Genomic DNA, 20911 nt, shown 5'->3' with positions numbered 1-20911 from the left:
CTGCGGTCGGCCGTCGTTGCGGCCCGTTTCTTTGTTGCCTTCAGTCCTGAGCCGCCAAGTCTAGGCGTTCAGAAAATGGAAATCAATTGACCCGCTTTTAGAAAACTGGCGAGATTGGTCCATCATTCCACGGCCGGGGCCCATGAGCAGTTCGGTTCGACAGCGCCTGACCGCCAGCCTCGCCGAAGCCACCAAGGCGGAAAAGGCGGTCGCCAGCTACATGCTCGCCAACCTCTCCGCCCTGCCGTTCGAGACCTCGGCGACGGTCGCGGAGAAGACCGGGGTCAGCGAGCCGATGGTCGGGCGCTTCTGCCGCAGCCTCGGTTACCGGCATTTCAAGGACCTGAAGGCGGATCTCAAGGCTGATATCGGCGACGCGCCCTGGCTGATCGGCGACCGGCTGAAGGATTTCCGCGCGCGCAGCGGGCGGCGCGCCGATGCGCTGGCCCGCGGGCTGGAGCTGGAGATCGCGGCGCTGGTCAGCATCTACGAGACGGCGCAGACCAAGGAGTGGAAACGGGTCGTGAAGCGGCTGGCCCGGGTCTCCCGGGTCCATGTCGCCGGCTTCCAGACCGAGCGCGGAATCGCCCAGTTCTTCTGCAACCAGCTGCAATACCTGCGGCCCGGTGTGCAATTGGTCGACCTCGCCGGCGGCAATTTCGTCGATGTGCTGCTGGAGGCGCCGAAGGACAATGCCCTCGTGCTGTTCGAGGCGCGGCGCTATTCCCGGCTGGCCCTGGACTTGGCACGGGAGGCGCGGCGCGCCAAAATCCCGACCACGCTGATCACGGACATCTACTGCAACTGGGGCCACGAGGTCGTGGATGAGATGTTCGTGATCCCGACCGAGTTCAACATGTTCTGGGAATCGACCGCGCAGATGGCAAGCTTCAGCAACTTGATGATCAACGAGATCTTCAAGGAGTTGGGGCCGGCGGTGGAGAAGCGGATGGCGGAAGTCTCCGGCCTCTACGGCCGCTTCATCGGCCATGTCGGCGGCCCGGCCGATGCCGACGGCGGCCTGAAATGAACGCGGCTTCGAAACCGCTCGGCCTCCCCTTCGCGCGCATGCATGGCTGCGGCAACGACTTCGTGGTGATCGACGACCGTGTCGGCCTCTGGCATGCACGGCGCGAGGCGCTGGCACGGGAGATCTGCGACCGGCGCAAGGGCCTGGGCGGCGACGGGCTGATCCTGATCCAGCCGGGCCGCGACGGCGCCGACTTCCGCATGACCTATGTGAACCGCACCGGCATGGACGGCGAGATGTGCGGCAACGGCGCCCGCTGCACCGTGCTGCGCGCCGCCCAGCTCGGGCTGATCCGCGGCGCCGGCACGATGGCGACCGATGCCGGACCGATCAAGGCAGCGCTGGACGGCGCGATCATCACCCTGCAGATGACGCCGCCGGTCGATGAACGCCCCCCGCTCCGCCTCGAGGTCGCGGGACAAAATTTCGAAGGCTTCGCCATCGATACCGGCGTGCCGCATGTCGTGATCTTCCTGGAGAGCGAGGCGGCCCTGGAGGCGCTGGATGTCGATGGGATCGGCCGGGCGCTGCGGCATCACGCGGCTTTTGCGCCGCGCGGGGTGAATGCCAATTTCGCAGTGCGCCGGGCCGACGGCTCTTTCAGGATGCGGACCTATGAGCGCGGCGTCGAGATGGAGACCTTGGCCTGCGGCACCGGCGCGGTGGCGGTCGGGCTGATGGCGCATCGCAAGTTCGGCAGTGCGTCGCCGGTGCTCATTCACCCGACCGGCGGCGGCTTGCTGCGGATCGGCTTCCGCGCGTCGGAGGCCGGGTTCGCCGAGGTGACCCTGGCCGGGCCGGCGGAGCTCATCGCCGAGGGCGAGATCTCAGACGCCTGGCTGGCAGCGCACGGCCTTACCTCGGCCTTAGCTTAGTGATCTCGCGCCAACGGGCGTAGAACAGGAACATCGCGAAGGCGAGCTCGATGGCGATCGGCACGAAGTCGGTGCCGAAGTTGCCGGTCGCGATCGGCACCACGACGGAAAGCAGATGCGGCGCGCCGGTCACCCAGAGGATCGCCGCCAGCGGCCAATAGGCCAAGGCGAGATAGATGATCCCGGCGACGTCGGCCTTGGCGCGCCAGGGGCTGCAGCTGAACCACAGCATCACCAGCAGGTCGCGCAGCACGAACAGCAGGGTCAGCAGCATCGCGGTCGACAGGTGCTGCGGCACCATCATGGCCATCTGCAGCGCGGGGGGTGCATTGTCCGGCACGTATCCGACATCGATGTTGTCCGGCAGGGTGAGTGCCAGCAGCGCGCCGACGACCGCCGCGAAGACGTAGCTGATCAGCCACCAGGGAATGGCGGCGAAGGCCTCCGGCCAGTTGCGGTCGCGGACCGCCTGCAGCGTCCAGCGATAGCGCACGGGATCGCGGTGATCTGCGAAGAATGCCGCATAGGTCAGCACCACCAACGCGACGAAGGCATAGCCGAGCTGCGGCGCCGGCGGGAATCCGGCGACGAAGAGCACCACGAAGACGCTGAACAGGGTCCAGATCCAGGGCTGGCTGCGATATTGCAGCTCGTTGCGCATCAGCCGATAGGCGCCCAGCACCGCCCAGGCACAGGCGATCGCGAGCACGGTGAGGCGGAAGAGCTCGGTCGGGTATTCCCTGCCGTACCAGGTGACGGTCCCGCCGAGCCAGACCGCGTCCGAGTGGAAACGGGCCGGCGTCTGGCCGCCGAAGCCACCGCGCACGAAGAAGAAATAGAGCAGGAAGCCGCAGCTTTGGGCGAGCGTGATGGTGAGGCGCCGGTAGCGGGCCGCCTTGCGCATCAGGATGAGCGCGATGGCGAAGGCCGCGGCCTGGGCCATCAAGCCGCCGACCGCGACATTGAAGATCACCTCGAACGGCGGCCGGCCAATGCCGCCTAGGGCCTCGATCCGGTTGCTGGTCCAGAGCACGACCAGCACGGCGATCGCCGCGCAGTACCAGTTGAAGGCGGTGCTGCCCAAGAGCTTGCCCCAGGTCATCTGCCAGGCGCCCAGGCCCGACATGCGCTGGCTGTCCCAGGTGCCGCCGCTCACCTCCTCGGCCAGCGAATCCGCGGCGCGGCGGGTGCCGAGCAGGCCGATGATGACGCCGCCGCCGATCAGCTCCGCGGCGTTCTGCAGCCAGCGATAATCGTAGCCGGAAATCAGCAGGTAGCCGTAGCAGGCGATGATGGTGAGCAGCGGCGCCGCCAGCAGGCGCGTCCAGGTGAACTGCACCCAGACATTGCGGCGGAACTCCGGGTTGATCCTCATTTGGAAGGACTATTGGCGGAACGACCGTCGACCGCGCGCATCCGCGCGAGATAAGCATCCTGCAGGCCCGGCCGCTCGGCGCTGAACTCGACCACCGGCAGGCCAGCCTCGACCAGGCCCTTGAGCAGCGCCTGGCGCGTGGTGGCGCCGCCGTTGGTCGAGAGCAGCGCGGTGCGCTCGTCCGCGCGCTCGACCACGATGCCGGGAACTGCGCTCAGCACCTGCGGCAGCCGCGGATCGGGCTCCGCCAAAGTGACCGAGATCCGCACTTGATCGCCGGGCGCGTTGCCGAGATCGCGCAACGGCGCATGCTCGATGATCTGGCCGTCGCGGATCATCAGGATGTGGGTCGAATAGTCGTCGAGCTCGGCCAGGATGTGCGAGGAGACGATGATGGTCATGCCCTCGGCGCAGAGCGTCTTCAGCGCGTTGGCGAGGCCGATCCGCGCCTCCGGGTCCAGACCTGAGGCGGGCTCGTCCAGCATGACGAAGACCGGGTTGTGGATAGTGGCCTGGGCGATGGCCAGGCGCTGCCTCAAGCCGCGGCTCAATTCGCCGGCGCGCTGGTTGAGGCGGTCGGTGAGCTCCATGCGCGCGGCAGCGAGGTCGACAGCCTCGCACTGCTTCTCCTTGGAGACGCCCTGAGCGGCCGCGCGGTATTCCAGGCATTGCCGCACGGTCATCTCGTCATAGAGGCCGAAGAAATCCGGGAGGTAGCCCATCCGCTCGTGGGCTTCGCGCGGGCTTTCGTGGACGTCGATGTCCTGCAGGCTCACCCTTCCGGCAAACGGCCGCTCCAGCCCGGAGCAGACCCGCATCAAGGTCGACTTGCCGGCACCGTTGGGGCCGACCAGCGCCGTGATGGTGCCGGGCGCGATCTGGAAGCTGACGTCGTTGAGGGCGCGGTGACCCGGATAGTCGAAGATCAGATGCTCGACGCGGATCATCGTTGGGTTCCCGCCGCCGCCAATGAAACGACCGGCCCCCTTCTCAATCGAGGGCCGGTCAGATCATAGGAGCAGCGATCAGATGCCGCCAAGGCACATGTATTTAATCTCGAGGTAGTCGTCGATGCCGTATTTCGACCCCTCGCGGCCCAGACCGGATTCCTTGACGCCGCCGAACGGCGCCACTTCGGTCGAAATGAGGCCGGTGTTGATGCCGACCATGCCGTATTCAAGCTGCTCGGCGACGCGCCAGATGCGGCCGATGTCGCGGCTGTAGAAATAGGAGGCGAGGCCGAACTCGGTGTCGTTCGACATCTGCACCGCTTCGGCATCGGTCTTGAAGCGGAACAGCGGGGCGACCGGACCGAAGGTCTCTTCCTTCGCGACCGCCATGGCCGGCGTCACGTCGGCCAAGATGGTCGGCTCGAAGAAGGTGCCGCCGAGGGCATGGCGCTTGCCGCCGGCGATGATGCGGGCGCCCTTCTTCACCGCGTCGGCGATATGCTCCTCGACCTTCGCCACGGCCTTGTCGTCGATCAGCGGGCCCTGCTGGGTCTCGCCCTTCAAGCCGTCGCCGACCTTGAGCTTGGCGACCGCGGCCGCGAGCTTGGCGGCGAAGGCGTCATAGACGCCGTCCTGGACCAGGAGGCGGTTGGCGCAGACGCAGGTCTGGCCGGTGTTGCGATACTTGGAGGCGATGGCGCCTTCGACCGCCGCGTCGAGATCGGCGTCGTCGAACACGATGAAGGGCGCGTTGCCGCCGAGTTCCATCGAGGCCTTCTTCACCGTGCCGGCGCATTGCTGCAGCAGGAGCTTGCCGATCTCGGTCGAGCCGGTGAAGGTCAGCTTGCGCACGATCGGGTTCGAGGTCATCTCGCCGCCGATCTCCCGCGCCGAGCCGGTCAGCACGTTGAAGATGCCGGCCGGAATGCCGGCACGCTCGGCGAGCACCGCCAGGGCCAGCGCCGAATACGGGGTCTGGGTTGCGGGCTTGATCACGATCGGGCAGCCGGCGGCCAGAGCCGGGCCGGCCTTGCGCGCGATCATGGCGCTGGGGAAGTTCCAGGGGGTGATCGCCGCCACCACGCCGATCGGCTCCTTCTGCACGACGATGCGCTTGTCGGCGGCCCAGGTCGGGATCACGTCGCCATAGACGCGCTTGCCCTCTTCGGCGAACCACTCGATGAAGGAAGCGGAATAGGCGACCTCGCCCTTGCTCTCGGCGAGCGGCTTGCCCTGCTCCGCCGTCATCAGCACCGCCAGGTCTTCCTGGTTCTCCATCATCAGGGAGAAGAGCTTCCTCAGGACGACCGCGCGCTCCTTGCCGGTCTTCTTGCGCCAGGCGCCCCAGGCGGCATTGGCCGCCTCGATCGCGCGCTTGGTTTCCGCCGTGCCCATGTTGGGGATGGTGCCGAGGGTCTCACCGGTTGCGGGATTGGTGACCGCGACGGTCTTGCCGGAATCCGCATCGACCCATTTGCCGTCGATGTAGCACTGCTCGCGGAACAGCGACTTGTCCTTGAGCGGGAGGGAAGCCGCAGTCGGCGCCTTGGCGGCAGCTTGCGACATGAGAAGACCTCGGTCGGTTGTTGGAAAGCGCGGAGTATACGCCCGAAGGCACGAAATGCAACGCGGGCGCGGATCGGTTTTTATCAATTCATATCAGATAGATAGATTATCTGAGGTCGAGTTCAACCCGGGCCTCGGCGAGGCCGAATCCAAGGTCCCGATAGACGCTGCGGGCAGCCGCATTGTCGTCCGTCGTCACCAACGCGGCGTGGCCGATCCCGTTCCGCCGCAGCGCCGCCAGCAAAGTCTGCCCCACCCGGCGCGCCAGCCCGCGGCCACGCCGATCGGGCCGGGTGAGGAAGTTGCCGATCAATGCCCAGCCAAGACGTCTGCTGAGCGCCAGCACGCCCGCGCCGGCCAGGATTTCTCCCTTCTCCTCGACCGCGATGAAGGGATGCTCCAGCATCCAGGGCGAGAAGACATGGCGCGGGTTGTGCGCGTCATAGAAGGCCGTCAAGCGATCGGCATCGCTTACGGTCATGAGCCGGCAGGTCGGATCCGCCATCCGGGAACCGATCGCGCAGGTCTCGACGCGCATCGCAAGTTCAGCGGCAAGACGATCCTGCAGATGCGGGCGCAGCGACGCGGCGAGGTCCGCCGTGACATGCAGCTCGCCGGGCATCGGCCGCGCATAGGTCAGGCGCAGTTCCGCATCGCTCAACGCACCGACGATGGTGAAGACCTCCAATCCGGCAAAGGCGATACCGAGGATGAAACCCTGACGCTCGCCTCCGATCAGCACCAGTCGGTTGTCGATACCGCGCGCGAGATCCTCGATGGCGGTGTCGAAATAGAGCGGCAGGATGCCGTCATCGCCGAGGAAGCTTGCGATCCAATCCCGCTCCTCGGCCGAGAGTGCCGACAGCGGGCGCAGCGCGCTCATGCCGCGAGTTCTGACGCGGCAGTGAAGCCGGAGCGGATGGCGCCTTCGATGGTGGCGGGCCAGCCGGTGTCGGTCCAGTCGCCGGCGAGAACGAGATTGCGCCACCGCGTGCGGGCCTTCGGCCGGCGCAGCAGCTGCGCGGGCGTCGCGGCGAAGGTCGCGCGCTTTTCCTTCACCACGCGGTGCGGCGGCATCTTTGCGGGATCCAGACGATAGGCCTGCGCGATGTCCTGCCAGAGCGAAGTTGCGAGATCCTCGGCGTCGCGATCGATCAGGCGGTCGGCGGCGCTGGTCGTGGTCGAGACCACGCCGGGCTTCAGGAAGATCCAATCCGCCGTGCCGTTGACCAGGCCGAGGAAGCTGTAGGCCTGCCCCGGCAGCGTCTCGACCCGGAAATGGGCGTTGGTGATGGCGCGGAAGGAATCGGGCGCATCGAGCACGGGGATGAGGTCCTTGGCGACCGGCGCGGTGACGGCGAGGACCACGCTGTCCTCGGCTTCGAGCGCCACTTCGCCGCGGCCGAAATCCAGCGCGACGACGCGCTCGCCGTCGAAGCGCAACGACCTCAGGCGCTGGCCGAAGCGCAGCGTGCTGCCCTTGGCCTGGATCACCGCGAGGGCGGGATCGACCAGGCTCTCGCTCAGGCCTTCCCTGGGATAGAGCGGGTGCAGGCCGGCGCCGCCGCGGCCGAAGGTCTCGGCGAAGATCATGCCGAGCAGCTGCGCCGAGGCCTGCTCGACCTCGGTGTTGAGCGCGGCGACGGCCAGCGGCACCCAGAGCCGTTCGTAGATGACGCGGCGCGCGTCCAGGGTCTGGCTGATAGTGGCGGTCGCGGCGGCCCGTCTGAGCTTCAGCGCGTCGAGGTAATCCAGCGCGCGCGTGCCGGCGACGCGGCGGCCGGCGACGAACAGCCACCAAGGCACGCGGCCCTCGGTCGGCCGCACCGACCAGCGCTCCTGCGTCCTCAAGTCCAGGAAGGGAAAGGCGGCGATGTCGGCGGTGACGAAGGTCGCGGCGGCATTGGTCTCGGCGATATACGCCATGGCGGCGGTGTTGCCGCTGACCAGCAGATGGTTGCCGTTGTCGAGGCGGCAGCCGAGTGTCTCGTCGAAATAGGAGCGGCAGCGCCCGCCCGCCTGGCCTGCGGCGTCGTAGAGCGCAACCTTCCGTCCGGCCTGCGCCAGCCGCAGCGAGGCGGCGAGGCCCGCCATGCCGGCCCCGATGACATGGACGGTACCGCTCATTTCAGAGGAAACCGTAGCGGAAGGCCAGCCAAAGCTTCTGCCATTTCGGCAGCTTCACCGGTTCGTCGAGGTTGCGCCAGTCGGCCTTGATCAGGCGTTTCAGGATCGCGCGATAGACAGCGCCCATGATCGCCGCCGGCCGCATCGGCCCCTTGGCGCAGCGATCCATCGCGCTGCGCGCCTTGGAATAATGGTCGAGCGCCAGGATCGCGACGTCGCGGCAGACCTTCTTCAGCTTCGGATGCTTGAGCACCGCCACGGGATCGGCATAGGGGATGCCATGCTGCTCCAGCAGCTCCCTGGGCAGATAGAGCCGGCCCCGCTCGCCGTCCTCCACCAGGTCGCGCAGGATGTTGGTGAGCTGCAGCGCGCGACCGAGATGATGCGCGACCTCGTCGGCCTCCGGCTCGGTGGCGCCGAAGGCCCGCACCGAGAGATGGCCGACCGCGCTGGCGACGCGATCGCAGTAGAGATCGAGGGTGGCGAGATCCGGGGCGACGATGGTGGTCTCGGCATCCATCTGCATGCCGTCGATCACCGCCAGGAAATCCTGCTTGCGCAGGCCGAAGGCCTTGACCGGCGTCAGCAGCGCCTGCGCGATCGGCTTTTGCGGCGATCCCGAATAGATGCGGTCGACCTCGGCGCGCCATTCCTCGAGCCCGGCGCGCTTGGCTTCCAGCGAGCCGCCCTCGTCGGCGATGTCGTCCACTTCGCGACAGAAGGCATAGATCGCATACATCGCGTTGCGCCGCTCGGCGGGCAGCAGGCGCATCGCCGAATAGAAGGAGGTGCCGCTGGCCTGGACCTTGGCGGCGATGGCGGATTGCAGCTGATTCAAGGCCATATCGGTCACAACACCGCCTCGCGCGGCTTCTTCCGGAGGCCGACCATGATGGCCCAGCCGATGCCTTCCAATCCGGAGAACAAGAAGTCGCGCTTGGCAGGCTTCACCCGTTCCGCCAGCGGGTCGCGCTTGCGCAGGGCGGCGATCATGCGATCGGCCAGGCGGACGATGGTGGCGCTTTCGGCACGCAGGCGGAAATCCTTCAAGACGTCGGGCAATCGGCGGGCATCGATCATCAGCTTGTCAGTCTCGTCCAGCAACCTGTCCAGCGACTTGCGGAGGCCGGGGCTGGAGATCTTGCCCCTGAGATGGCCGATCTCCGCGCCGGCGGCCGAAAGGTGGTCGAGCGGCGCATAGATGCGGTCCATCTCCAGGAAATCGACCTGGACGTCCTGCAAATGGTTGATCACCTGCAGCGCGTTGCAGAGCGCGTCCGAGGCGAACCAGCCGGCCGGATCCTCGCGGTGCAGGTCGAGCAGATAGCGCCCGACCGGCGAGGCCGAGTAACGACAATAGGTCATGAGCTCGCCCCAGTCGGCGTAGCGCTGCTTGGTCGCGTCCATCTTGAAGGCGGTCAGGAGGTCGCAGGCATGCTTGGGCGAGACATAGGTCTCGGCGAGGCTGCGGCGGAGCGCGGCGCCTTCGGGAATGTCCTCGCGGCCGGGATCGAGCAAGACGTCCTGCATAAGGTTGAGACGCCGGACCTTGTCCTCCGGTTCGAGCGCAGGGTTGTCGGCGATGTCGTCGCCCATCCGCGCGAAACGGTAGAAGGCATGGACATGCGGCCTGAGATCGGCGCGGATCAGCGCCGAACCGACCGGGAAATTCTCGTTGCCCGCATGCTTGCCCGAAGGTGTCGCGATATCGACGGCGGCCGCGGTCATGCCTCGCCCTCGATCCCGCGGGATGCTTGCAGGCGGCCCTTCCACTGCCCGCCCCGCCCGGACCAATAGCGCAGCGCGGAGTCGATGGTGGCCGCAGTGTAGAAGCCGGCGACCAGCGGCATGGCCAGGACCCAGAGCGCCGACAGGCGGTGATAGCGCAGCGTCGGCTGATAGGCCAAGGCCATGGCGGCAAAGGCAAGAACGCCGAGCAGACGCGCCGGACCTTCGGCGAAGAGGATGAGCGCCAGCGGCAGGACATAAGTCGCGAGCATCATCACCGTCGAGACCAGCAGCATCGCGGCGCTGAAGCCCAATTGCGTGAATGCCGAGCGCGCGATCAGCATCCAGACATCGCTCCAGCGCGGATAGCCGCGCAGGCTGGCGACGCCGTCGGCCAGGCCGAGCCAGATCGGGCCCTGGGTCTTGATCGCCTTGCCGAGCGCGCAATCGTCGATCAGCGCGCTGCGGATGGCGGCGATTCCGCCGATCGCCTTCAGGGCGGCGCGATCGACCAGCATGCAGCCGCCCGCGGCACCCGCCAGCTTGTTGCCCGGATCGCGCACCCAGGAAAAGGGATAGAGCTTCTGGAAATAGAAGATATAGGCCGGGATCAAGGCGCGTTCCGCCAGGGTCGCGGTCTTCAGCCGCGCCATCAGCGAGACCAGCTTGAAGCCGCCCTGCTCCGCCCGGCTCACCAGCTGCTTCAAGCTGGTGCGCTCGTGCAGGATATCGGCATCGGTCAGCAGCACGTATTTCGCATCCGGCGCCAGCCGCTCGGCTTCGCTCAAGCCGCGGTTGACCGCCCACATCTTCCCGGTCCAGCCCGGGGCCAAGGCGGCGTTCTTCACCACGGTGAGGCGGTGGCGGGTCTGCGATTTCGCGGCGGCGCGTTCGGCGGCTTCGCCGGTGCCATCCGTGCTGTCATCGTCCACCAGCACGATGTGAATCCTGCCGGGATAATCCTGAGCGAGCAAAGCCGCCATCGACTGACCGACCACGTCCGCCTCGTTGCGCGCCGGAGTCACGACGACGACCGCAGGCCAGGCGTCGAGCGCCGGCACCGGCGCGGCCTGCGGCGCCTCGCGCCAGAAGAAGCCGCGAAACAGCAACAGATACGTCCAAATGCCGACCGCCAGGATCGACAGGATGAAGCTCAAACTCAGCATTCTCGAATCTTAAAAAACCTACGTCCCGGTCCGTTCGGATCTTTTGCCGGATTCTAATCGGTCCCGCCCGAGATAGCAAAAACCCCGCCGGAGGTCCGGCGGGGTTTCTGTCACATTTGATCGAAAAAACCGGACGCTTAAGCGGCGCCCGCCTTCGCTTCGGCCGAGGCGTCCGGCAGGGCCGCCGGGGCCTTCTCGGCCTGGAGCTGGCGATCGCGCTCGGCAGCAAGCTGCTTGAAGCGCGCCATCACCGAGCCGGTGCCGGCCGGGATCAGGCGCCCCACGATCACGTTCTCCTTGAGGCCGATCAAGGTATCGACCCGGCCGGAGACCGCCGCCTCGGTGAGGACGCGGGTGGTCTCCTGGAACGACGCCGCCGAGATGAAGGAGCGCGTCTGCAGCGAAGCCTTGGTGATGCCGAGCAGCACCGGGGCTCCCTGGGCGAGACGGCCGCCTTCCTTCAGCGCCTTCTGGTTCTCTTCCTCGAACTCGCCGCGATCGACCTGCTCGCCGGCCAGGAAGGTGGTGTCGCCCGGATCGGTGATCTCGATCTTCTGCAGCATCTGGCGGACGATCACCTCGATGTGCTTGTCGTTGATCTTCACACCTTGCAGGCGATAGACCTCCTGGATCTCGTTGATCAGGTACTGCGCCAGCGCTTCGACGCCCATGACGTTGAGGATGTCATGCGGCACCGGGCTGCCGTCCATCAGGTAGTCGCCCTTCTGGACGTAGTCGCCTTCCTGCACCGAAATGTGCTTGCCCTTCGGGATCAGGTATTCGAACGACTGCTGGCTGGCATCCTCCGGCACCACGACCACGCGACGCTTGGTCTTGTAGTCCTTGCCGAATTCCACACGGCCGGCGATATCGCTGATGATCGCGAAATCCTTCGGCTTCCGGGCCTCGAACAGCTCCGCCACCCGCGGCAGACCGCCGGTGATGTCCCTGGTCTTGGTGCCTTCGCGCGGGACACGGGCCAGCACGTCGCCGGCGCGCACCGCCGCACCGTTCTCGACCGACAGGATGGCGTCGACCGAGAGGAAGTAGCGCGCCTCGATGCCGCTCGGCAGCATGATCAGCTCGCCCTTGTCGTCACGCAGCGTGATGCGCGGCCTGAGGTCGTTGCCGCGCGGCTGCTGCTTCCAGTCGATGACCACGCGGTTCGAGATGCCGGTGGTGTCGTCCACCACTTCGCGGACCGACACGCCCTCGACGAGGTCGATGTAGTTCACGATGCCGTCGCGCTCGGTCAGGATCGGCAGGGTGTAGGGATCCCACTCGGCCAGCTTCTGGCCCTTGGTCACCTTGACATCCTGGTCGGCCAGCAGCTTGGCGCCATAGGGAACGCGATGGCGCGCCCGCTCACGACCCTGGTCATCGACCAGGACGATCTCGCAGTTGCGGCCCATCACGACCGGCAGGCCCTCGCTGTTGACGACGACGTTGCGGTTCTTCACCTGCAACGTGGCATCATACGTCGCCTCGATCGAGGACTGCTCGGCGCCGCGCTGGGCGGCGCCGCCGATGTGGAAGGTGCGCATGGTGAGCTGGGTGCCCGGCTCGCCGATCGACTGCGCCGCGATGACGCCGATCGCCTCGCCGATATTGACCGGGGTGCCGCGAGCGAGATCGCGCCCGTAGCACTTGCCGCAAACGCCGGTCGGCGCCTCGCAGGTCAGAACCGAGCGGATCTTCACCACGTCGATGCCGGCCCGGTCGATTGCATCGACCAGGGCCTCGTCGATCAGGGTGCCGGCCTTCGCCACCATCTTGCCGGAGAGCGGGTCCTTCACGTCCCAGGCCGTGGTGCGGCCGAGGATGCGCTCGGCGAGCGGAGCGATGACCTCGCCGCCCTCGACCACCGCCTTCACGGTGAGACCGTCATCGGTGCCGCAATCCTCGATCGTGATGATCGCGTCCTGCGCCACGTCGACCAGACGGCGGGTGAGATAGCCCGAGTTCGCCGTCTTCAAGGCGGTGTCGGCCAGGCCCTTGCGGGCGCCGTGGGTCGAGTTGAAGTACTCGAGCACGGTGAGGCCTTCCTTGAAGTTCGAGATGATCGGCGTCTCGATGATCTCGCCCGACGGCTTGGCCATCAGGCCGCGCATGCCGGCGAGCTGCTTGATCTGCGCCGCGGAGCCGCGGGCGCCCGAGTGGGCCATCATGTAGACCGAGTTGATGTTGACGCCGGTCGAGTTCTTCGACATCGACTTCATCATCTCTTCGGCGACCTTGTCGGTGCAGGTCGACCAGACGTCCACCACCTTGTTGTACTTCTCGCCCTGGGTGATCAGGCCGTCCTGGTACTGCTGCTCGAACTCCTTCACCTTCTCCTGAGCGTCGGCTACCAGGCGGTGCTTGCTCTCCGGGATGATGAGGTCGTCCTTGCCGAAGGAGATGCCCGCCTTGCAGGCCTGGCCGAAGCCGAGACCCATCATGCGGTCGGCGAAGATCACCGTCTCCTTCTGGCCGCAGTGACGATAGACGGCGTCGATCACATTGGTGATCTCCTTCTTCGTCAGCAGGCGGTTGATGATCGAGAACGGCAGGTTCGGGTGCTTCGGGAAGATCTCCGAAAGCAACATGCGGCCCGGCGTGGTGCCGATGACCTTGGTCACCAGCTTGCCGGCGTCGTCATAGACCTCGAGCCGCGCCTTGATCTTGGTGTGCAGGGTCACGGCCTTGGCTTCGAGCGCGTGCAGCAGCTCGGCGATCGAGCCGAACGCCATGCCGTCGCCCGGCTGGTTGTCCGCTTCCATCGTGAGATAGTAGAGACCGAGCACGATGTCCTGGCTCGGCACGATGATCGGCTTGCCGTTCGCGGGGCTGAGGATGTTGTTGGTCGACATCATCAGCACGCGGGCCTCGAGCTGGGCTTCCAGCGACAGCGGCACGTGGACCGCCATCTGGTCGCCGTCGAAGTCCGCGTTGAACGCGGTGCAGACCAGCGGGTGCAGCTGGATCGCCTTGCCTTCGATCAGCACCGGCTCGAAAGCCTGGATGCCAAGGCGATGCAGGGTCGGGGCGCGGTTCAGCATCACCGGATGCTCGCGGATCACCTCTTCGAGGATGTCCCAGACCTCCGGGCGCTCCTTTTCCACCATGCGCTTCGCCGCCTTGATGGTCGAAGCCATGCCGTAGAGCTCGAGCTTGGAATAGATGAACGGCTTGAACAGCTCCAGCGCCATCTTCTTCGGCAGGCCGCACTGGTGCAATTTGAGTTCCGGGCCGACGACGATGACCGAACGGCCCGAATAATCGACGCGCTTGCCGAGCAGGTTCTGGCGGAACCGGCCCTGCTTGCCCTTCAGCATGTCGGAAAGCGACTTCAGCGGGCGCTTGTTGGCGCCGGTGATGACCCTTCCACGACGCCCGTTGTCGAACAGCGCATCGACCGCTTCCTGCAGCATGCGCTTCTCGTTGCGCACGATGATGTCCGGCGCCTTCAGCTCGATCAGGCGCTTCAGGCGGTTGTTGCGGTTGATGACGCGGCGATAGAGATCGTTCAGATCCGAGGTCGCGAACCGGCCGCCGTCGAGCGGCACCAGCGGGCGCAGCTCCGGCGGGATGACCGGAATCACGTCCATGATCATCCACTCCGGCTTCGAGCCGGATTCCAGGAAGGCATCGACCAGCTTCAGACGCTTCACCAGCTTCTTGCGCTTGGCCTCCGAGCCGGTTTCCCGGAGCTCGACCTTCATAGTCTCGCGCTCGGTCTCCATGGTGAGGGCCGAGAGCATGGTCTTGATCGCCTCGGCGCCGATGCCGGCCTGGAACGAGTCCTGGCCGTACTCATCCTGCGCGTCCAGGTACTGCTCTTCGCTGAGCAGCTGGTGCAGCTTCAGCGGGGTCAGGCCCGGCTCGATAACGACGTAGTTCTCGAAATAGAGGATCCGCTCCAGATCCTTCAGCGTCATGTCGAGCAGCAGACCGATGCGGCTCGGCAGCGACTTCAGGAACCAGATATGGGCGACCGGCGAAGCGAGCTCGATATGGCCCATGCGCTCGCGGCGCACCTTCGAGAGCGTGACTTCGACGCCGCACTTCTCGCAGATGATGCCGCGATACTTCATGCGCTTGTACTTGCCGCACAAGCATTCGTAGTCCTTGATCGGCCCGAAGATGCGGGCGCAGAACAGACCGTCGCGTTCCGGCTTGAAGGTTCGATAGTTGATCGTCTCCGGCTTCTTGATCTCGCCGAAGGACCAGGAACGAATCCGCTCGGGGCTCGCGATCGCGATCTTGATCTGATCGAAGGTCTGCGTGCCGCTCGGCTGGCCGAACACGTTCATCAGTTCTTGGTTCATTACCATCTCCATCCTGCCGCCCTACCGGGCGGCGATCCGATTCAGTCTCTTCTGGCTCAGTCGTTCGCCATCAATAGTTCGTCTGCGTCAGCTCGACGTTGAGACCGAGCGACCGGAGTTCCTTCACCAACACGTTGAAGGATTCCGGGATACCGGCCTCGAAGTTGTCGTCGCCGCGGACGATCGCCTCGTAGGTCTTGGTACGGCCCGACACGTCGTCCGACTTCACCGTCAGCATTTCCTGCAGCGTATAGGCGGCGCCGTAGGCCTCGAGGGCCCAGACTTCCATTTCGCCGAAGCGCTGACCGCCGAACTGCGCCTTGCCGCCCAGCGGCTGCTGGGTGACGAGGCTGTATGGGCCGATCGAACGCGCGTGGATCTTGTCGTCCACCAGGTGGTGCAACTTCAGCATGTAGATGTAGCCGACGGTCACCTGACGCTCGAAGCGCTCGCCGGTGCGGCCGTCCGTCAGATAGACCTGGCCCGAGCGATGCAGCCCGGCCTTCTCCAGCATCTGGACGATGTCCTCCTCGCGCGCGCCGTCGAACACCGGCGAGGCCACCGGAACGCCGTTCCGGATGTGCTCGGCCATCTCGATCAGCTGGTCGTCCGGCATGTCCTGGATGTCGTGCTTGAAGGACTTGTCGCCGTAGATGTCCTTCATTGCCTTCCGGAGATCGGTGGTCTTGCCGTTCTCGTGGTGCAGCTTGTCGAGCATCTGCCCGACCTGCTTGCCCAAGCTGGAGCAGGCCCAGCCGAGATGCGTCTCCAGAATCTGACCGACGTTCATGCGCGATGGCACGCCCAGCGGGTTCAGCACGATATCGACCGGCGTGCCGTCCTCGAGATACGGCATGTCTTCCGCCGGGACGATCTTCGAGACCACGCCCTTGTTGCCGTGACGGCCGGCCATCTTGTCGCCCGGCTGCAGCTTGCGCTTCACCGCGACGAACACCTTGACCATCTTCATGACGCCCGGCGGCAGCTCGTCGCCGCGCTGCAGCTTCTCGACCTTGCTCTCGAAGCGCTTCTCGAGGGCCTGGACGCTCTCGTTGAACTGCTTCTTCAGGGCCTCGATCTCGGCCATGCGCTTGTCGTTCTTCACCGAGATCTGCCGCCACTGGCCCGGCGTGAACTCCGAGAGCACCTTATCGGTGATCTTGGTGTCCGGCTTCAGGGCCTTCGGGCCGCCCGCCGCGGTCTGATTGAGCAAGAGCTCCTTCAGGCGCGAGTAGACGTTCCGCTCCAGGATCGCCTTTTCGTCGTCGCGGTCCTTGGCCAGACGCTCGATCTCGGCGCGCTCGATCGCCAGCGCGCGCTCGTCCTTGTCGACGCCGCGGCGGGAGAACACGCGCACTTCAACCACCGTGCCGGAGACTCCCGGCGGCAGGCGCATGGAGGTGTCGCGCACGTCGGAGGCCTTTTCGCCGAAGATCGCGCGCAGCAGCTTCTCTTCCGGGGTCATCGGGCTTTCGCCCTTCGGCGTGACCTTGCCGACCAGGATGTCGCCCGGCTTCACCTCGGCACCGATGTAGACGATGCCGGCTTCGTCGAGGTTCTTCAGCGCCTCTTCGCCGACGTTCGGAATGTCGCGGGTGATTTCCTCCTGGCCGAGCTTGGTGTCGCGGGCCATCACCTCGAATTCCTCGATGTGGATCGAGGTGAAGACGTCGTCGCTGACGATCCGCTCGGAGATCAGGATCGAGTCTTCGAAGTTGTAGCCCTGCCACGGCATGAAGGCGACCAGCACGTTGCGTCCGAGCGCGAGCTCGCCGAGATCGGTCGACGGACCATCGGCGATGATGTCGCCCTTCTCCACCACGTCGCCCACCTTCACCAGCGGACGCTGGTTGATGCAGGTGTTCTGGTTCGAGCGCTGGAACTTCAGCAGGTTGTAGATATCGACGCCCGGCGCCGCATGATCGGTTTCGTCGGTGGCGCGGATGACGATACGGGTCGCGTCCACCTGGTCGATGATGCCGCCACGGCGGGCGCCGATCGCCACGCCGGAATCACGGGCGACGGTGCCTTCCATGCCGGTGCCGACCAGCGGGGCCTGCGCCTGGAGGAGCGGCACCGCCTGACGCTGCATGTTCGAGCCCATCAGAGCGCGGTTGGCGTCGTCGTTCTCGAGGAACGGAATGAGCGCCGCGGCGACCGAGACCAGCTGCTTCGGGCTGACGTCGATGTATTCGATGTCGTCCCGGCGGGCCATGATGAAGTCGCCCGCGCGACGGCAGGAGATCAGGTCATCGGCCAGCTTGCCCTTGGCATCGACCGCGGCGTTGGCCTGGGCGATGGTGTACTTGCCCTCTTCCATCGCCGAGAGATAGATCACCTCGTCGGTGACATGGCCCTTCTCGACCTTGCGGTACGGGCTCTCGATGAAGCCGTACTGGTTGATGCGGGCGAAGGTGGCCAGGCTGTTGATCAGGCCGATATTCGGACCTTCCGGGGTTTCGATCGGGCAAATCCGGCCGTAATGGGTCGGATGCACGTCGCGCACCTCGAAGCCCGCGCGCTCGCGGGTCAGACCGCCCGGCCCCAGCGCCGAGAGACGGCGCTTGTGGGTGATCTCGGACAAGGGGTTGGTCTGGTCCATGAACTGCGAGAGCTGCGACGAGCCGAAGAACTCGCGCACCGTCGCCGCCGCCGGCTTGGCGTTGATCAGGTCATGCGGCATGACCGTGTCGATCTCGACCGAGCTCATGCGCTCGCGGATCGCCCGCTCCATGCGCAGCAGGCCGAGGCGATACTGGTTCTCCAGCAGTTCGCCGACCGAACGGACGCGGCGGTTGCCGAGATGGTCGATGTCGTCGATCTCGCCGCGACCGTCCTTCAATTCGGTCATGACCATGAGGATCGCGAGGATGTCCTCCTTGCGGAGCACGCGCGTCTGGTCGTCGGCGCCCTTCGGATCAAAACGATCCTCGGAGAGCACCGAGAGGCGCGAGTTCATCTTCACGCGGCCGACCGAGGAGAGGTCGTAGCGCTCCAGGTCGAAGAACAGGCCGTTGAACAGCGCTTCCGCCGTGTCCAGCGTCGGCGGCTCGCCGGGGCGCATGACGCGGTAGATGTCGATCAGCGCTTCCTCGCGGCCGGAATTCTTGTCGGCGGCCAGCGTGTTGCGGATGTACGGACCGACCATCACGTTGTCGATGTTGAGGGTGGCGATCTCCTTGATGCCCGCCTCGTCGAGCTGGTCGAGCACCGCCTGGGTGATCTCGTCGCCGGCCTCGATGAAGATCTCGCCGGTGCTCTCGTTGATGAGATCGCCGGCCGAGAAGCGGCCGAGCATCTCTTCCGGCTGCACCAGCTGTTCCTTCAGGCCCTGCTCCTGCAGCTTGCGGGCCACGCGCGGCGTCATCTTCGAGCCGGCTTCCGCCATGACCTTGCCGGTCTTCGCATCGACCAGGTCGTTGAGCATCTTCATGCTCTTCATGCGGCTGGGGTCGAAGGCGGTAGTCCAGCCCTTCTTGGTCTTGGTGAAGACCACGCGCTTGTAGAAGAAGTTCAGGATCTCTTCCGGGGACATGCCGCCGAAACGACGGTCTTCCTCGGTCAAGGGCTCGCCCTTGGCGATCTTCGCCGCCGCTTCCTTGCCCCAGAGGGCGAGCAGCAGCGTGGTCGCCGGCAGCTTGCGGCGACGGTCGATGCGGACATAGGCGAGATCCTTGGCGTCGAACTCGAAGTCGAGCCAGGAGCCGCGATACGGAATGACGCGGGCCGCGAACAGATACTTGCCCGAGCTGTGGGTCTTGCCCTTGTCGTGATCGAAGAACACGCCCGGCGAGCGGTGCATCTGCGAGACGACGACGCGCTCGGTGCCGGCGACGATGAAGGTGCCGGAGCGGGTCATGAGCGGCATGTCGCCCATGTAAACGTCCTGCTCCTTGATGTCGCGGATGGAGCGCGCACCGGTCTCTTCATCGGTGTCCCAGACGACCAGGCGCAGCGTCACCTTCAAGGGCGCCGCGAAGGTCATGCCGCGCTGCTGGCATTCCTCGACGTCGTATTTCGGCTCCTCGAGCTCATAGCGCACGAACTGCAGCTCGGCCTTCTCCGAGAAATCCCGGATCGGGAACACAGAGCGGAAAACTTCCTGGAGGCCGATGCTCTGCCGGTTCTCCGCGGCCACGCCGATCTGCAGGAACTGGTCGTAGGAGCTTTTCTGCACCTCGATCAGGTTCGGCATCGTCGTGATTTCGGAGATCCGTCCGAAGGTCCTGCGGATACGCTTGCGGCCAGTCAGGGATTTGTTCATCGCATTCCTCGCGTCAGTTCGCGCCCGATCTCGAACGCCAAGTGCCGTATTCCCCTTCGGCCCCTTTAAAATCCCAGGGGCCCATCCGGGCGGCCGCGGCGGCCGTTCCGATCGTTTAGCTTCGACGCCGATCGGGGCGTCACTTCGGGCGGAAAATCGCCCGTCTCCCATTGGTCGAATCGGAATGGCGGGAAGCGCCAAGCCTTGCGGCCGGCGCTTCCCCCACTTCAGTCGGCCAAAAGGCCGGCAGTCGAACTACTTCAGCTCGACCTTGGCGCCGGCTTCTTCCAGCTTCTTCTTCAGGTCGGCGGCTTCCTGCTTGTTGACGCCTTCCTTCACGGGCTTCGGCGCGCCCTCGACCAGGTCCTTGGCTTCCTTCAGCCCGAGACCGGTGATCGCGCGCACTTCCTTAATGACGTTGATCTTCTTGTCACCGCCATCGACCAGAACCACGGTGAACTCGGTCTGCGCTTCGGCAGCCGGAGCGGCAGCGCCGCCACCAGCAGCCGCAACCGCGACCGGAGCCGCCGCCGAGACGCCCCAAGCCTCTTCGAGCTTCTTCGAAAGCTCGGCAGCCTCGAGGACGGTCAGCTTCGAGAGCTCGTCCACCAACTTCTGCAGATCAGCCATTGTATTCTCCTAGTTTCGACTTCTAACGGGTTTGAACTTCTTCTGAGCTCGGGATCGGCTCTTAGGCTTCGCCCTTCTTGGCATAGGCGCCAAAGACACGTGCCAGCTGGCCGGCAGGTGCCTGCAGGATCGTCGCCACGCGGGTGGCGGGAGTCTGCAGCATGCCGACCAACTTGGCGCGAAGCTCGTCGAGGCTCGGAAGCGTGGCCAAGGCCTTGATCGCATCCGGACCCAACACGTCGGCGCCCATCGAGCCACCGACGATCTTGAGCTTCTCGTTGCTGTTGGCGAAAGTGACGGCGACCTTGGCGGCTGCAATCGGATCCGACGAATAAGCGATCGCCGTAGGACCTTTCAGCAGCTTTTCAAGACCTTCGTACTTCGTGCCCTTCAGAGCGAGCATTGCGAGCCGATTCTTGGCGACTTTGTAGCCGGCGCCCGCGGCCCGCATCTTGCGACGCAGGTCGCTGACCTGGGCGACGGTGAGGCCGCTTTGCTGGGTGATCACCACCAGCTCCGCGTCCTTCAGCGTCTCCTGGATCTCGGACACCAGTTTCTGTTTGCCAGAACGGTCCACTGTTCGTCTCCGATATTGGCCCGGGAACTCAAGACTCCCGAACCGGTTACGATTGGACCTTCCGGAGCCGATCTTGCGATCGGAGGTATCCGGAAAGTCCGGCGTACCTGTCCCAGAAGTTCAAGCCGCGTTTCGTCGAAAACCAAACTTGCCGGTCATCGGCGAAATCGCTTCAACTCCTGTCTATTGCAGGCGGGAACCGGAGTTCCCATTACCCTCTGAGCAGAGGACCAGCAGTCTCGGACAGGGCAGCGGGATCTTGTGGATCCCGCCGATCCATCGGCGCCCTCATCGGGCGACGATGGAATTTCAA

The 20911-nt window shown here is 65.5% G+C and carries 14 protein-coding genes; 2 read left to right on the top strand and 12 right to left on the bottom strand.

What is annotated here, in order from left to right; all coding sequences use genetic code 11:
- The first annotated feature begins 142 nt into the window (after positions 1-142).
- Together ACYQ4T_RS06430 and dapF are read left to right on the top strand one after the other, a co-directional pair.
- Positions 143-1030 (top strand): MurR/RpiR family transcriptional regulator, encoded by an 888-nt coding sequence (locus ACYQ4T_RS06430; RefSeq protein ID WP_459851587.1) that lies wholly within the window; start codon positions 143-145, stop codon positions 1028-1030.
- A complete protein-coding gene (gene dapF / locus ACYQ4T_RS06425; RefSeq protein WP_459851585.1) occupies positions 1027-1905 on the top strand; it encodes a diaminopimelate epimerase in 879 nt (292 codons plus the stop codon). Before ACYQ4T_RS06430 ends, dapF begins: the two co-directional genes overlap by 4 nt.
- Here the strand turns inward: dapF and ACYQ4T_RS06420 are convergent.
- From ACYQ4T_RS06420 to rplJ, 12 genes are all read right to left on the bottom strand, one after another.
- Positions 1886-3280 (bottom strand): hypothetical protein, encoded by a 1395-nt coding sequence (locus tag ACYQ4T_RS06420; RefSeq protein WP_459851583.1) that lies wholly within the window; start codon positions 3278-3280, stop codon positions 1886-1888. The two genes, dapF and ACYQ4T_RS06420, sit on opposite strands and share 20 nt — an antisense overlap.
- Positions 3277-4227, bottom strand: coding sequence for an ABC transporter ATP-binding protein (locus tag ACYQ4T_RS06415; RefSeq protein WP_459851581.1), 951 nt, complete (start codon positions 4225-4227; stop codon positions 3277-3279). Before ACYQ4T_RS06415 ends, ACYQ4T_RS06420 begins: the two co-directional genes overlap by 4 nt.
- Positions 4228-4305: 78 nt before the next feature.
- The gene (gene gabD, locus ACYQ4T_RS06410; RefSeq protein WP_459851579.1) at positions 4306-5796 is read right to left on the bottom strand and encodes an NADP-dependent succinate-semialdehyde dehydrogenase; all 1491 of its coding nucleotides are present in this window, start codon (positions 5794-5796) and stop codon (positions 4306-4308) included.
- Positions 5797-5902: 106 nt separating this feature from the next.
- Positions 5903-6679, bottom strand: coding sequence for a GNAT family N-acetyltransferase (locus tag ACYQ4T_RS06405; RefSeq protein ID WP_459851577.1), 777 nt, complete (start codon positions 6677-6679; stop codon positions 5903-5905).
- Complete coding sequence (hpnE, locus tag ACYQ4T_RS06400; RefSeq protein ID WP_459851575.1) at positions 6676-7923, bottom strand: hydroxysqualene dehydroxylase HpnE; 1248 nt, start codon at positions 7921-7923, stop codon at positions 6676-6678. The genes ACYQ4T_RS06405 and hpnE overlap by 4 nt, the downstream gene beginning before the upstream one ends.
- 1 nt (position 7924) lies before the next feature.
- Complete coding sequence (gene hpnD / locus ACYQ4T_RS06395; RefSeq protein WP_459851573.1) at positions 7925-8767, bottom strand: presqualene diphosphate synthase HpnD; 843 nt, start codon at positions 8765-8767, stop codon at positions 7925-7927.
- A 5-nt stretch (positions 8768-8772) separates the two neighbouring features.
- Positions 8773-9651, bottom strand: coding sequence for a squalene synthase HpnC (gene hpnC / locus ACYQ4T_RS06390; protein ID WP_459851571.1), 879 nt, complete (start codon positions 9649-9651; stop codon positions 8773-8775).
- The gene (locus ACYQ4T_RS06385) at positions 9648-10817 is read right to left on the bottom strand and encodes a glycosyltransferase (protein ID WP_459851569.1); all 1170 of its coding nucleotides are present in this window, start codon (positions 10815-10817) and stop codon (positions 9648-9650) included. The genes hpnC and ACYQ4T_RS06385 overlap by 4 nt, the downstream gene beginning before the upstream one ends.
- A gap of 137 nt (positions 10818-10954) precedes the next feature.
- Positions 10955-15127 (bottom strand): DNA-directed RNA polymerase subunit beta', encoded by a 4173-nt coding sequence (gene rpoC, locus ACYQ4T_RS06380; RefSeq protein ID WP_459851567.1) that lies wholly within the window; start codon positions 15125-15127, stop codon positions 10955-10957.
- Positions 15128-15197: 70 nt separating this feature from the next.
- Positions 15198-19391 carry a DNA-directed RNA polymerase subunit beta gene (gene rpoB, locus ACYQ4T_RS06375; protein WP_459851565.1) on the bottom strand — a complete coding sequence of 1398 codons (4194 nt, stop codon included), beginning with the start codon at positions 19389-19391 and terminating at the stop codon, positions 15198-15200.
- Positions 19392-19646: 255 nt separating this feature from the next.
- Positions 19647-20021, bottom strand: a complete 375-nt coding sequence (rplL, locus tag ACYQ4T_RS06370; RefSeq protein WP_459851563.1) for a 50S ribosomal protein L7/L12 — start codon at positions 20019-20021, stop codon at positions 19647-19649.
- Between the two features lie 61 nt (positions 20022-20082).
- Complete coding sequence (rplJ, locus tag ACYQ4T_RS06365) at positions 20083-20598, bottom strand: 50S ribosomal protein L10 (protein ID WP_459851561.1); 516 nt, start codon at positions 20596-20598, stop codon at positions 20083-20085.
- Positions 20599-20911: the final 313 nt, after the last annotated feature.

The sequence above is a fragment of the Dongia sp. agr-C8 genome (assembly GCF_054658695.1).
The sequence above is the reverse complement of the archived record's forward strand: the minus strand, read 5'-3'. Positions and strand labels throughout refer to the sequence as shown.